This is a genomic window from Ruminococcus sp. 1001713B170207_170306_F1, from assembly GCF_015668065.1.
Classification (GTDB): Bacteria; Bacillota; Clostridia; order Lachnospirales; family Lachnospiraceae; genus Blautia_A; species Blautia_A faecis.
The window spans coordinates 56,374-69,996 of record NZ_JADPEX010000002.1 but is presented as its reverse complement, the minus strand read 5'-3'; the positions used below and the strand labels follow the sequence as shown (position 1 = coordinate 69,996).

The following is a 13,623-nucleotide window of genomic DNA, read 5'->3' as shown; positions in this document are numbered from 1 at the left end:
GCCTTTCTCAAATAGGCTCTAAAATACTTCAAGATAGCCTCCTGTTATTAGTAAACCTATGTAAAAGAAGGGATGGTACGTCTATGCTTTTTTACAGAATATTTCCTGCTATAGCGGCAGGCTGCGCCGCTCTGATGGATATTCAGAGAGCGAAGGTAGACAATGGATGGCTGCTTTTTTGTGTATTGGTCAGTTTGTTTACGCGAATATGGAAAATGGATGTTAGCAGTCTCGGATCTTGGATATGCGGTCTGCTGGTACCGATACTGATTCTGGGGATTTTATTCATATTCAGAATGCTGGGAGCCGGAGACATCAAGCTCTTGAGTGTTATTGGAAGCATGATCGGACCGACGAAAATTCTCAATTGCATTTCCTATTCCTTTCTGATTGGAGCTGTCATATCAGCTGCTCTTATGATTTCAAGCGGCATTGTCTGCCAGCGAATTCTTTACTTATTACATTACATCAGTGTTTATTTCAAAACAGGAAAAAGAGAACCCTATTACAAAAGCGGTATGCCGTTGGAAAACTTTCATTTCACAGTTCCTATATTTTTAAGTGCATTGCTTTATGCGGGAGGTGTCTATTGAAGAAGAATATTTTTGCTGTCTGTGATCTTGAGGTGGATTATGCCTTGAATTTTATGGATTATCTTAATCATAAGAAAAATATCCCATTTGAGATTCAGGCATTTACCAACGTAGAGAGTCTGATCGCCTATGGGAAAATGAATCACATAGAGTTGCTGCTGATTTCCCAGAAGGCTATGTGCCGTCAGGTGCAGGAATTGGAAATTGGTAAAATTGTTATACTTTCGGAAGGCGTGCACCCACCGGATCTGGACCGTTATCCAAGTGTGTATAAATATCAGGCCTCTTCAGATGTTGTGCGGGAAGTGATGGCGTGTTACGGAGCCGAGAAAGCAGTAGCTCCGGCTGTTTTTCCTGTACTGAAAAAGACCACGGAAATTTATGCAGTATATTCTCCGTTGGGGCGCTGCCTGAAAACATCGTTTGCACTTACATTAGGACAGATTCTGGCAAAAGAAAGAGCTGTTCTTTATCTGAATCTGGAGGAATACTCCGGCTTTGAAGAAATGTTGGGAAAAGGGTTCGCGCAGAATTTAAGTGACCTTCTTTATTTTGTACGGCAGGAAAATGGAAATCTGATTTATAAGATGAACAGTATGGTACAGACAATAAACAATCTGGATTTCATTCCGCCTGTACGTACGCCAGAGGACATACGAGGAACTGCATGGGAAGATTGGGAAAAACTGATACAGGAGATTGTACTTCACAGTAATTACGAATTTGTGATTCTGGATATTGGAGGGGCAGTAGATGGGACTTTTCAAGTTCTGGATATGTGCCGGAAAATTTATATGCCAGTGCTGTCTGATCCGGTATCCATATCCAAGATTTCCCAATTCGAAAACCTGGTAAGAATCTGGGATTATCCGCAGATTCTTACCAGAACTGTAAAGGTACGCCCGCCTTTTCATGGAGGAAATGTGGCACCGGAGAATTATATTGAAGGGCTGCTGTGGAGTGAACTTGGAGATTATGTCAGGGAAATTCTGAGAAAGGAAAAGGAATGAGTCAGGAAATCTTTCGCAAACTGAGACAAATGCTCATGGAGAAGCTGGATGTTTACCGGGAACTTACAGACCAGGAAATTCTGGAAACGATTGATGAGCTGATCGTAAACACTCTGCGGGAATCAGGAGTGAGCCTGAAAGAAAAAGTGCAGCTTCGCCAGGAACTGTTTTATTCCGTCAGGAAGCTTGATGTATTACAGGAATTGATCGAAGATGAAACTGTAACTGAGATTATGGTGAATGGTCCGGATTCTATTTTTGTAGAACGAAAAGGAAAACTGACAAGGTGGCCGAAGTCTTTTACAGATCAGGACAAGCTGGAGGATGTGATACAACAGATAGTGGGAAAATGCAATCGCATTGTGAATGAATCATCTCCTATAGTAGATGCCAGACTGGAAAATGGCGCCAGAGTCAATGTGGTTGTGGCTCCGGTAGCATTAAATGGTCCAATTCTGACAATAAGACGTTTTCCGGATACTCCAATTACAATGGAAAAGCTGATTGAACTGGGAAGTATAACTCCAGAGTGCGCGTCCTTTTTGGAAAAACTGGTAAGGGCCCGGTATTCAATTGTAATTGGCGGAGGAACGGGAAGTGGGAAGACCACATTCCTGGGGGCTTTGTCAGAGTACATACCAAAAGATGAACGGATTATCACTATTGAGGACAATGCAGAACTGAAGCTTCAAGGGATTGCAAATCTGGTGCGCCTTGAAGCCCGGACAGCGACCATAAACGGAGCACCGGGAGTAAGTATAAGAGATCTTATTAAGTCTGCACTTCGTATGAGACCGGATCGAATAATCGTAGGAGAAGTACGGGGTGGGGAAGCTATGGATATGCTTCAGGCACTTATATGTACTATATAATAATTATATATATAACGTATATAAGGATGAAAAATATAGATTAGAGGGAGAGACATAGGAACGGTATGAACATTAAGTATAGGTTATTGTGTAAAAGGTTAATAGAGGAACGGAAGAGAGTAGGTGTCATTCAATATTATAATGTACTGTTCATAATGGAGTTAGTGTCAGATAAAGACATATGGTCTTTAGAACAGTGGGTGAATGGTATAAATAACATATATATGAAAGATATACATAATTGGTGTAGAATACATTTTGTTAAATATCACACTGTATTTGTTTACAGGAAAGAGTATCCGGTAAAAGCAAATATTTGGAATGGGTATTCATATATAAGGTGGCGGATGGAGCGGATGATGAATTTGGGATAAGATAAAATAGTGATTGCATGAAAGAGAGCCTTAAAGCATGGTGTTCTTTTGAAAGTATGGATAGAATAAAGGCTGAAGGCTCTGCGCTATTCGTTTGGCAGAGCCTGAGTATTCTCCTGATCCGTAGAAAATAAATCTAACTGACCTTCTGGAGTGGAACTTTGACCGGATTCATCTTCAGTTGATGGTTCTCTTTTTTTGGGTGTTTTATGAGTGTATAATTTCTCAAAAGGAAGTGAATACTTGGATTTTTTATTGTATTCTAGTAAAAGAGCTTCTGCGAATCCTAATGAACCGGCACGACGTTCTCTGGCAGTACGACTGATTTCTCTGACAGAGACACGCCCAACTTTTTCTTTAAAGGTGTCATCTTTCATTGTTTCTCCATAAGCATTATCCAAACGGGCAATAGCATTAAGCATATTGGAACTAAAGGACATAGGCGCACCTTCCCATGTGGCAACACAAAGGCGTAAAACACGATCAAGAGTGTGAAAACCATATTTTTCATAGATATTAATTAAAGTGGATACAGCACATATACCTCCAGGGCGAGAGGAAGAAGTAATAGTGAGATCATATGATTCAACAAGGTCACGAATAATAAGTTCTCTATCATTACCAGCTTCAATATTAGCCATGAATATTTCATAAGGTAATAACGATTTGACATATTTCATCTGATTTGCAAAAATATCTGCTTCTTGGGTGTAAACAAGATCATCATAAACCATACACCAGACAGGAGTTTCTCTTGATCCAGAGACGAGAGCAACAATCTCTATAGTGTGTTGTCCGTTGAACACATAATTTATCCCATCACGTCTACTTACTTTTACAGGGTTTATCTGATAAAGGTCAAAATTAGCTGCAGCACGCTGAACGTGTTTGATGGAAAGATTACGTTGATAATCTTGATTTGAACATAAATTTTTAATAGGTATTTGCTCAAAATGCACTTGGGGAACAAACTTTTGTAAATCTTCGGTATTTCCATCCATAATTATATTTCCTCCAATTTTTTTAAAATATTATTTGTGGTTGATATTAGGCACATAAGCTGATATTTAAGCTTATATTTTGCTGTATCAGATGCAATTTTAAAATCTGAAACTTTTAATACTCTTTCGATAGAACTGTTCCACGAGGGAATCGTCAATGTAAGACTTGCAATTTCCGCATCTGGATCAAATTGTGGCAGGTTGCGTATTGAAGGAATAGAAACGGAAGATTCTTTCCTTAACATCGGTTTGGCGTAATTATTCCATAGTAATTCCCTTTTCATATCATGATAACTGAGATGTTCTATCTTTTCGGCAAGAAGGTAGTTATTTAGACTTAAAAGTTGCTCTTTTGGTAATCCTGAAAGCTCAATAATATTAGTTTGGGAAATCCAGAGCTGACCAGAACGAACTCGTTTGACAAGATCCGGAACTTTTTCATCAATTATATCTAGTGCACTACTGTAAGCAGAATATTTGTAAACGGTAGCCATTGCTACATTACATTCTTCGGATATTTTTTTTGCTGCGATGCTTGCACCGGAAATATGAGATTTATTCGTAGATGAAAGTTGTCTTGAAACTAAAATTTTTTCAGCATCATATTTTTTCCCAATCAGGTATTTTTTATTGATATTGGTTAAATCCTCTCGTTTAAGTTGGTCATTACATATCCATGAAATTACATCTTCTTTACTGGAAAAATGGAGTCTTTTTATTCGGAAAGGAATACTGTGTTTACGAAATAATTCATATGCTTCTATACCATTAATGACAATACCATTCCATGTGCAGATGGGGGTGTGATAGGAATGACATAATATCTGTTGTTCAAGTTGTTTATAATCTTTTTCACTGAGATATTGATACAAATTGGTGAATTCTAGTTTTGTTTTTAATGTATATATACTATAATTGCGCATACTCATCTCCCATTATTTCTGATTTGAATTCTGTTTGTGGCAGTTTTGTGATGATGTTATTCATGGAAAATAGAGCTATTTTCTTATCTGGGTAAATATTGCCTTCTAAACGAAAAATGTTAAATTTCTCCCAAGAAAGGTTAAGCTTGGAAAGTGAATATAGTAATTCTCGGCTGTACAATTCATAACTGTTACTATTGATGACAAAATAATCCTTAACTTTATGTGCCAATTTATCCTCTGCACAACTAGCCTTTATACCTATCATTTTTTGATCAGGATTAACAAGAAGTTGAATATATTCTGGGTTACCAATTTGACGGAGTGTATTGCGGTGGATTCGTATACGATTCTTTTTAAAGTCAATACATATTAGTGGATGGGAAGAGTGTTTGTTGTTCATAGGATTTTTCCTCACTTTCTGTTGTTGATGGTTCTTTTGCTTTTTCTATGGATTTATCAGTTGTCTTCTTCTTTTCTTGTATGTCAAATACTGCGTAGCCTTCAAATATATTGACTTGCATTGATTTTTGATGTTCTTCCACTGGAATACCGAACTGATTCTTCCATTCTTCAGGATAAGAAGGTGTCCTAGCAGTGGTTACAGTTCCATTGTCTTTTAGTGTACGAGGAAATATTTCAGGTGAAGTTAAATCGAAAATGAACAGTATTTCATTGCCAGAACGAATTAGTTTGCCGAGAATCTTGTACCGATAATTAGGATTCCAGTCCATGAGAGATATCACTTTAGCAAAGAAAATCCGACAGGTGATTTGTTTTGGCGAACGCTTTTTTCCAGAGGAACACCAACGAAAAGAGTCTTTTTCTTCTTCTCGACAGGGACGGACAGCCAGTTTTTTTTCAATGGGATTGACTAATATTTGCACATATTCGACATCGGGGAGTTTTTTTATGCAGGCGGTATTTACAGATACCTTGTAGTTATTAAACGTAAACGAAGGTTCGTAAATATGAGCGAAGAATTCGCCACGTACAACTTGATAACCGTCATAGCTGAAAGAATCATCGTCAATGACTTCCATTTGATTTGAGGGGCTGGGTGCGACTGTTATTGGCATAGGTGTGTTGATTTTCATTATATCAGAAGGTTCTGTAGTCATATTCCATTGATTTATAGGTTGCTCGCTCATTGGGTGTCTCCTTTAATTTCTGTAATAATATTCTTTATATTTTGTATAATGGTTTCTTTGGGAGTGGTTTGTAGCTCGGGTTCTTTATAAGGTTTACTTTCTGAAGCAGTCTGCCAGTTTTTGTCCGCTGTAAATTCTGTTAATTCTGGCGCTTGAGACTGAGTATAGTAATTATTACCGAAACTATTCATCCAGTCGGCAGGATAAGCTAACACACTCTTAGAATCAGATATTGTATCAGGCGTGTTGTTATTGGGGGCGGATACGTCGTTGGTATTTGTCGGTATTCGTATTTCTGTATCGTCCATGTTGAAAATAAGGACATTTTCATTGTCTTTTTGGTGGGCAACTCCTAATATTCTATATTTGCATTTTTTGTCCCATTTAAATATCTCGTATAATGTTGGCAAAAATGCAGCGCCGGAAATTGGTTTTGGAATAAGTTGACCATCTTTGAGACGTGACCACTGCACTTTATTTTTTGTTTCAGAGGAACATGGTCGGATAGCAAGTAGTTTTGAGCTTGGGTGTATTAGCAGTTCGACAAATTTTATGTTTGGAAATTTCCGTATAGCATCTTTGTTAAAAGAGATCTGTTTATATGAAAAAGAAACAGAAATCCGACCAACAGAGGAAAAAAATTGTCCTCTGGCAACTTCATAGTCTCTTAAATCGAAGGAACCGGCGGAAGCAGTAATTGTATCAGGTACATTCATATTTGCCGGTTTAAGGACGCTTTGAGATGCTTCAAAGTAGTCTCTGGATTTAAATCCAGACCATCTTGGATTAATGCTTATAAATCCACTTAGAGAGCCTTCTTGTATCACATGTAATTCTGGTAAAATCTCTTTATTTCCATATTTCGCATTTGTAATTAATTTTTGAACAGCTATGAAATCATCTCGGGAGATAATAGCTTCGTGATGTCCGACTTTTCTGTATTGATTACGGTCTTGATTGTTTTTCCTTGATTTATGGTCAAGATAATTCGGAGTCCATGTTTTTCTTGCCAGAACATCCCCACAATGGCGTTCATTTTGAAGGATTTGTAGTATGGTACTGGATGACCAGACATCATTATTCTTTTTTGTTTTACAACCGAGTTCTGTCAAAGAATCAGCAATTTGTTGAGTACTGCTTCCATTCAGATACATATAAAAAATAAGCTGCACAATTTTAGCTTCATGTGGATTGATTACAAGATCTCCATTTTCGTCTTGGTCATATCCGAGCAGAGGAGGTGTAAGGAATATTCCCCGACGAAAACGCATTTCAATGGAAGAATTCATAATTTCACTTTTGGTATGACTTTCTTCCTGCGCAAGTGTTGACATGAATGACAGAATCATTTCGCTTTTGGGATCAAGAGTATTTAAATGCTCTGTTTCAAAAAATACACCGACGGGTGGACGGAGTGAAGAAAGCTCTCGTACATATCGGATACAGTCAACAACGTTTCTTGCAAATCGGGATACACTTTTTGTTATGATTAAATCAATTTTTCCGGCTTCACAATCTTTAATCATTTTTTTGAATGCATCTCTATGTTGAAGCGAAGTGCCGGAAATGCCTTCGTCGGCATATATTTCTACAAGCATCCAATTCGGATTTCTATTTACTACATCCTGATAATGATTTTTCTGCAATTCATATGAGGATGTTTGGCGTGGATCATCCGTAGATACCCTTGCATATACAGCTACTCGTAGTTTTTTTTCTGTTTTAAAAATATCCTCTGGTGGAAGTGCCGGAATTACTTCCAGTTCTTCTGGATCAATACCTTTGTATCTTTGTCGGATTCTGGCTTTCTGTTCATCAATATTACTGCTTCGTTCTTCACTTTCTTTCATCAATAGCGACATCCTTTATAGTTGATATAACTATCATAGAATTTTTGGATTGAAAAAGACATAAACCATCGGTTAAGTGATTAACGGATGGTTTATGTAGAAATAGATATTTGATTGTTATTGAATGATTTAATAATCATTCGGGTTATCAGCATCGTAATTGTGTTTTGAGGATAGATGCCAATCATTGATTCGTAAAATGTTTTTTATGGCTGAAAGAACCTCGAATATGTAACGTTTTTCAGTGCTGGTACAATCTGCCATTAATAAATCAATGTCAGTTTGATATTCCGTAGGATTGTATAACAAGTTCCCATAGAGTAATTCATCAATAGTAATTTCAAGTGCGTTGCTAATTTTGATTAAAGATTCTAAACTGGGTTTACGCTTGGCATTTTCTATATAGCTTATATAAACAGTAGAAAGATCAGCAATTTCAGCCAGCTCCTCGGCAGATAATCCTCGTTGTTTGCGGGTTTCTCTTATACGTTTGCCTATAAGTGCATAATTTATTTCCATGTCCTCACCTCCTTTCCATCACAACTTGACTTTTTGTGTTGTAGATAGAAAAAATGGTGAGCTATACAACAGCAATTGGTTGTATAAAGAGAAGTATATCATATGTATATAGCAAAAAGAAGATTGTCGATTGATGGGAGAAAAAGGCGATAAGTTGTAATTGAACAACAGCGAAAAAAGGGTTATCATTTGTGTATTAAAAATTATGTCTGGGAGGAAATACATGGCAGATAAAGAGGAAATCAAAACACTAGAGGAATTAGAGGAAAAAGGAAGAATACTGCGTGAGTACAAAGAAAAATTCCGGCAGATGTGCCAAGAAAATAAAATGATAAAGGGTTCGACAGTGCTGAAGCTATATGATAAAATTGAAGAGGTACAAAGAGAATATGAGCATTTAGATAATAAGCTGACATTAATGGAATACAACTTTATATAGTTCTATTTTTTTTGTTTTAATACTACTGTTTCCCTTAGTAAATACTTGTAAGATACATCTCTAATATTTTTGCGGATTTCTAGTTACAATTAAGGTAACTACTATCGGAAAGAGGTGTGTTTACTTGCGTACAGAGGATTATATTGCGGACAATATTATAGCTTTATGTAAAAAACGTGATATGAGCAAATAGCGGCTGTCACAGTTGACTGGTATATCTCAATCTTCGATTGGAAAAATTATTGCTAAAGAAAGTTTACCAACTATGCCTACTGTAGAAAAGATATGTGATGCACTGGGAGTAACAATGGCACAATTCTTTGCCGGAATGGATGTTCCAGTAAGCTTATCAGAATCACAACAAGAGGTTTTGAATATTTGGAATAATCTTGATGAAAAAGAACAGAATGTAGTGATACAAATGCTCCGGGGACTTCAAAAATAAAGGAAACAGTTGTAACGAAAATGTTGACTGTTTCTTTTTTTATGGAGTTGGGAGATTATGGTGATTGAAAAGAAATATTATGATATTGCACAGCGTGAATTGGAAGAAATGCAAAGAGAAATTAATGCAGAAAAAGCGCAAATGTCAGAAGAAGAGATACTAGAGGATAAAAAATGGCATGATGAACAATTGGAAACAATTATTAAAAAGGCAGAAGCTCATATGCGTCGTTTTAAGAAAGTTCCAGATCCTCAAAAAGTAGTGAAATTCACTTTTTTACAAAAAGATGCATTGGAAATTGCACGAAATATGCAGATAAATATAAAAACTGAGCGTAAAGAAGATGATTTATGGGGGACGATAGAAATGTCATTTAATAATATGTGGTTTTTAGATTCGGCTCCTAGTGAATGGAAAGATATTTGGAATAACTTGATGAAAGAAGCTCAGAGAGTGTATATAGAAGCAAAAGATAACATGATCATGTATCAATATTATTATGATTTGGCGGTAGAAGTTCCTTGTGTGTAGACAAAATACAAATAATGATATACTGTGGATATGATATGTAAAAATAGTCGGAGAAAGATTTGTGAATGCACGATTATTTAGGAGGAAAAAAGCATGACCTTACGGTATTTGCTGTTGGAATGCCAGACATTTGAGCCGTACCAGCTTCCGCAGCAACCGCATTTTATTTAAGTGGAGAAGATGTGTATTCCACTGTGGTATTTCTTGCCTCAACCTCGCTTCAATATCTCACGTTGGACCATCTCGAACACTTCCGGCTCGATAATGGCTTCGTGGTTATTCTCTACATAGTATTGTGGAATTTCTCCCTCATTGACTTTGGTCTTCTAGGTAAGAAAGTCAGTGGTGTAGGACTTCTGTAGAAGAGCATCACCTTTGTACTTTTCGTTTGAGAGAATGCTTTTTACAGCTGATTGATTCCAGTTTGTCTTTCCGCCCGGTGTCAGAATGCCGTCATCGGTGAGCTGTTTTGCTATCCCGTGATAGGTCATTCACTGAAGGAACATACTGTAAATTCGTTTGATGGTAACGGCCTGTTCTGGAGTTACTACAAGGGTTCCGTCAAGACCACAGTCGTAGCCAAGAAATCTCTTGAATGGAACAGTGACCTTACCGTCAGCAAATCGCTTTCTCTGGCCCCATGTACAGTTCTCTGAAATGGAGCGGCTTTCTTCCTGTGCTAGTGAGGACATGATGGTAAGCAGCAGCTCGCCTTTGCTGTCGAAGGTCCAGATGTTCTTCTTCTCGGAATGTATATAGTACAAAATATCTTTTTTATAACACTATATATCGTGGTTTTCTTTGGATATCTCGCATAGATATTGTATTATCTTCAAGTATCATCAAGCGACTTTTGCCTATTTAAGCGACAAAAATATATCTTCGAATTGTCAGACTATAATTGAGAAACAGCCGTAAATATAGTATAATGCCAATTGAATTATTATACCTGAAAGGCGGTTGTACATATGAATGATGTAGAACAGCGTGTGGCGGCGAAAGCCTTTGCCGCATACTGGAAAGATAAAGGATATGAGAAAGGGGAAAGTCAATCTTTTTGGCTGTCACTACTGCGTGACGTTTTCGGGAAAGAGCACCCGGAACAGTTCATACTATTTGAAGAACAGGTGCACTTAGATCATACAAGTTTTATTGATGGCAATATCCCAGAAACAAAAGTTCTGATTGAACAAAAAGGACTGGGCAAAGATTTAAGAAAGCCTATCAAGCAATCAGACGGCACGTATTTAACCCCATTTCAACAGGCAAAACGCTATATAACAGAATTACCGCTGTCACAACACCCGCGTTGGGTCGTTACCTGTAATTTTGAAAAGTTCCTTGTATACGATATGGAACGCCCCGGCGGAGAGCCGGAAGAAATCCTGCTTGAAAATCTCGAAAAAGAATATTATCGGCTTCAATTTTTAGTGGATAGCGGCAACGAACACTTAAAGCGTGAAATGGAAGTTTCCATTGCTGCGGGTGAAATTGTCGGCTTGCTCTATGATGCATTTGCAAAACAGTATGCAGACCCTACAAGTGAACGTGCTATGAAAAGCCTTAATGTGCTTTGTGTCCGGCTTGTATTCTGTCTGTACGCAGAGGATGCAGGCATATTTGGCGGGCGCGGTATGTTCCATGATTATTTAGCGGAATTTGACGCACGCAAAATGCGGCGTGCTATCACAGACCTTTTCAAGATACTTGATACAAAACTCGAAGATCGTGACCCGTATTTAAAAGATGATTTCCCGGAATTAGCAGCTTTCCCATATGTCAACGGCGGATTGTTTGCAAATGAGGATATAGAAATTCCACCCTTTACAGATGAAATCCGCGATTTGTTACTAACAAAAGCAAGTTCTGATTTTGATTGGTCGGAAATCAGCCCTACTATTTTCGGTGCGGTATTTGAAAGCACCTTGAACCCGGAAACAAGACGTTCCGGCGGAATGCATTATACTTCTATCGAAAATATTCACAAGGTTATTGACCCGCTGTTTTTGGATGAATTAAAGGCGGAATTTGAGGAAATCAGAAATATTGCTGTAAAGCGTACACGGGAAAGAAAACTGCAAGATTTTCAAAAGAAGTTGTCAACGCTTACGTTCTTAGACCCCGCCTGCGGCAGCGGAAATTTTTTAACGGAAACTTACCTGTCGTTGCGTCGTTTGGAAAATGAAATCTTACAGGAATTACAAGGCGGTCAGATGGTTTTAGGCTATGACAATATGAACCCGATACAGGTTTCTATCAGTCAGTTCTACGGTATCGAAATCAATGATTTTGCCGTAACCGTTGCAAAGACTGCATTATGGATTGCTGAAAGTCAGATGATGAAAGAAACAGAAAGTATTGTTTTGATGCATCTTGACTTCCTGCCGCTGAAAACGAATGCATTTATACATGAGGGCAACGCACTTCAAGTTGATTGGGAAAGCGTTATTCCGAAATATCAGCTTTCATATATTATGGGAAATCCGCCTTTTGTAGCCCGCGCCGGAAGAACAAAAGCTAAAGATTCATCTTCAAAAGGAATGTTAGATGATACACAGAAAACAGATAGGCTTAATGTATTCGGTGAAGATTTAGGAAATGTTGACTATGTTGCTTGTTGGTTTAAGAAAGCGGCTGTTTTCACCAAAAATACAGCAATCAGATGTGCCTTTGTTGCAACCGATTCAATATGTCAAGGGCAACAGATTTACCCTATTTGGAAAAACATTTTACAAGACGATATTTATATCAACTTTGCATATAAGTTTTTCAAATGGAATTCCGAAGCGGGTAAGACAGCAACTGTTTATGTTATTATTGTTGGTTTTTCACATATTGAAGATAGAGAAGCCCTTTTGTTTTCAGGTGATAGAGTTATAAAAGTACCACATATCAGTCCATATTTGACGGCAGCTGAGGATATTCTTGTTTCATCAAGAAATAAGCCTTTGTGTCAAGTGCCTGTATTTAAGATGGGTAATCAGCCTATTGATAATGGAAATTATCTTTTCACTAAATCTGAAATGGATAATTTTGTTGAAAAGGAGCCAAACAGCCAAAAATATTTTAGACAATGGCTAGATGGGGCAGGTTTTCTAAATAATACATTTAAGTATTGTTTATGGTTGGGTGGATGTAGCCCAGCAGAATTAAAAGCAATGCCTGAATGTTTGAAACTTGTGAAAGCAGTTAAAGAATACAGAGAAAAAAGTAACCGTAAATCAACAAAAAAACTAGCAGATACACCGACAAGATTTCAGACAGAAAATATGCCGTCTGGTAATTATATTGCAGCCCCTGAGGTTTCATCGGGAAATAGGCGATATATTCCAATGGGATTTTTGGATGAAAATACATTTTGTAGCAACAAATTACGTCTCATGAGTGGCGCAACACTATTTCATTTTGGCGTTTTGCAATCAAATGTGCACATGGCCTGGACTAGAACCGTATGTGGATACTATGGTCCTAGTTACCAATATTCAATAAATATTGTATACAATAATTTCCCATGGCCTACCCCTACAGATGCACAAAAGGCAAAAATAGAACAGACAGCACAGGCTATTCTTGATGCGCGAGCACTTTACCCCGATAGCAGTCTTGCAGAACTTTATGATGAAGTTTTAATGCCGCCGGAACTTATCAGGGCACATCAAGCAAATGATCGTGCGGTTATGGCTGCGTACGGCTTCACAAAAGGAACGCCGGAATTTTCAAGTGAATCTGCCTGCGTTGCGTCCCTTATGCGAATGTATCAAGAATTGACAAAGTAATCATCTTACCCGGTGGCTGCAATATAGCTTTAAATCTGCTTTGTAGCCCTCGAATACATCAACCCGCATTATATAATATAGTACAAAGGGACAAAATAAACCAGGTTTACTTTTGTGTGCGAGCGGACTTTATACATTA

At 37.7% G+C, this 13,623-nt stretch carries 13 protein-coding genes and 1 pseudogene; 7 read left to right on the top strand and 7 right to left on the bottom strand.

All coding sequences use genetic code 11. The features are described from left to right. The first annotated feature begins 83 nt into the window (after window positions 1–83). From I4V84_RS01990 to I4V84_RS01980, 3 genes are read left to right on the top strand one after another with little or no spacing between them, the layout of a single operon-like run. Window positions 84–593 (top strand): prepilin peptidase, encoded by a 510-nt coding sequence (locus tag I4V84_RS01990; protein ID WP_118578012.1) that lies wholly within the window; start codon window positions 84–86, stop codon window positions 591–593. Then, window positions 590–1,603, top strand: coding sequence for a hypothetical protein (locus I4V84_RS01985; protein ID WP_226836621.1), 1,014 nt, complete (start codon window positions 590–592; stop codon window positions 1,601–1,603). Before I4V84_RS01990 ends, I4V84_RS01985 begins: the two co-directional genes overlap by 4 nt. Next, complete coding sequence (locus I4V84_RS01980; RefSeq protein WP_334285985.1) at window positions 1,600–2,475, top strand: ATPase, T2SS/T4P/T4SS family; 876 nt, start codon at window positions 1,600–1,602, stop codon at window positions 2,473–2,475. The genes I4V84_RS01985 and I4V84_RS01980 overlap by 4 nt, the downstream gene beginning before the upstream one ends. 460 nt (window positions 2,476–2,935) lie before the next feature. On the opposite strand, the gene I4V84_RS01975 is transcribed toward I4V84_RS01980, so the two are convergent. From I4V84_RS01975 to I4V84_RS01950, 6 genes are all read right to left on the bottom strand, one after another. After that, window positions 2,936–3,850, bottom strand: coding sequence for a DUF6551 family protein (locus tag I4V84_RS01975; RefSeq protein WP_055155695.1), 915 nt, complete (start codon window positions 3,848–3,850; stop codon window positions 2,936–2,938). A 2-nt stretch (window positions 3,851–3,852) separates the two neighbouring features. Next, window positions 3,853–4,773: a hypothetical protein gene (locus I4V84_RS01970; protein WP_118692883.1), complete on the bottom strand. Its 921-nt coding sequence runs from the start codon at window positions 4,771–4,773 to the stop codon at window positions 3,853–3,855. Then, window positions 4,760–5,176 carry a hypothetical protein gene (locus I4V84_RS01965; protein ID WP_195991136.1) on the bottom strand — a complete coding sequence of 139 codons (417 nt, stop codon included), beginning with the start codon at window positions 5,174–5,176 and terminating at the stop codon, window positions 4,760–4,762. The genes I4V84_RS01970 and I4V84_RS01965 overlap by 14 nt, the downstream gene beginning before the upstream one ends. Next, window positions 5,136–5,924 carry an integrase gene (locus I4V84_RS01960; protein WP_118692881.1) on the bottom strand — a complete coding sequence of 263 codons (789 nt, stop codon included), beginning with the start codon at window positions 5,922–5,924 and terminating at the stop codon, window positions 5,136–5,138. Before I4V84_RS01960 ends, I4V84_RS01965 begins: the two co-directional genes overlap by 41 nt. Beyond that, window positions 5,921–7,774, bottom strand: coding sequence for a recombinase family protein (locus tag I4V84_RS01955; protein WP_195991135.1), 1,854 nt, complete (start codon window positions 7,772–7,774; stop codon window positions 5,921–5,923). Before I4V84_RS01955 ends, I4V84_RS01960 begins: the two co-directional genes overlap by 4 nt. A 129-nt stretch (window positions 7,775–7,903) precedes the next feature. After that, window positions 7,904–8,293 carry a helix-turn-helix transcriptional regulator gene (locus I4V84_RS01950; RefSeq protein WP_008374249.1) on the bottom strand — a complete coding sequence of 130 codons (390 nt, stop codon included), beginning with the start codon at window positions 8,291–8,293 and terminating at the stop codon, window positions 7,904–7,906. A gap of 223 nt (window positions 8,294–8,516) precedes the next feature. On the opposite strand from I4V84_RS01950, the gene I4V84_RS01945 reads away from it, so the two are divergent. The 3 genes from I4V84_RS01945 to I4V84_RS01935 all read left to right on the top strand — a co-directional run bounded on the left by I4V84_RS01945 (window position 8,517) and on the right by I4V84_RS01935 (window position 9,708). Continuing rightward, complete coding sequence (locus I4V84_RS01945; RefSeq protein ID WP_055057201.1) at window positions 8,517–8,732, top strand: hypothetical protein; 216 nt, start codon at window positions 8,517–8,519, stop codon at window positions 8,730–8,732. Between the two features lie 205 nt (window positions 8,733–8,937). Then, window positions 8,938–9,177 (top strand): helix-turn-helix transcriptional regulator, encoded by a 240-nt coding sequence (locus I4V84_RS01940; protein ID WP_243283998.1) that lies wholly within the window; start codon window positions 8,938–8,940, stop codon window positions 9,175–9,177. Between the two features lie 57 nt (window positions 9,178–9,234). After that, window positions 9,235–9,708 (top strand): hypothetical protein, encoded by a 474-nt coding sequence (locus I4V84_RS01935; protein WP_055171287.1) that lies wholly within the window; start codon window positions 9,235–9,237, stop codon window positions 9,706–9,708. A 92-nt stretch (window positions 9,709–9,800) separates the two neighbouring features. Here the strand turns inward: I4V84_RS01935 and I4V84_RS01930 are convergent. Further along, a pseudogene (locus I4V84_RS01930) lies at window positions 9,801–10,463 on the bottom strand (recombinase family protein); the annotation flags it as partial. A 213-nt stretch (window positions 10,464–10,676) separates the two neighbouring features. On the opposite strand from I4V84_RS01930, the gene I4V84_RS01925 reads away from it, so the two are divergent. After that, window positions 10,677–13,484: a DNA methyltransferase gene (locus I4V84_RS01925; protein ID WP_055171286.1), complete on the top strand. Its 2,808-nt coding sequence runs from the start codon at window positions 10,677–10,679 to the stop codon at window positions 13,482–13,484. Window positions 13,485–13,623: the final 139 nt, after the last annotated feature.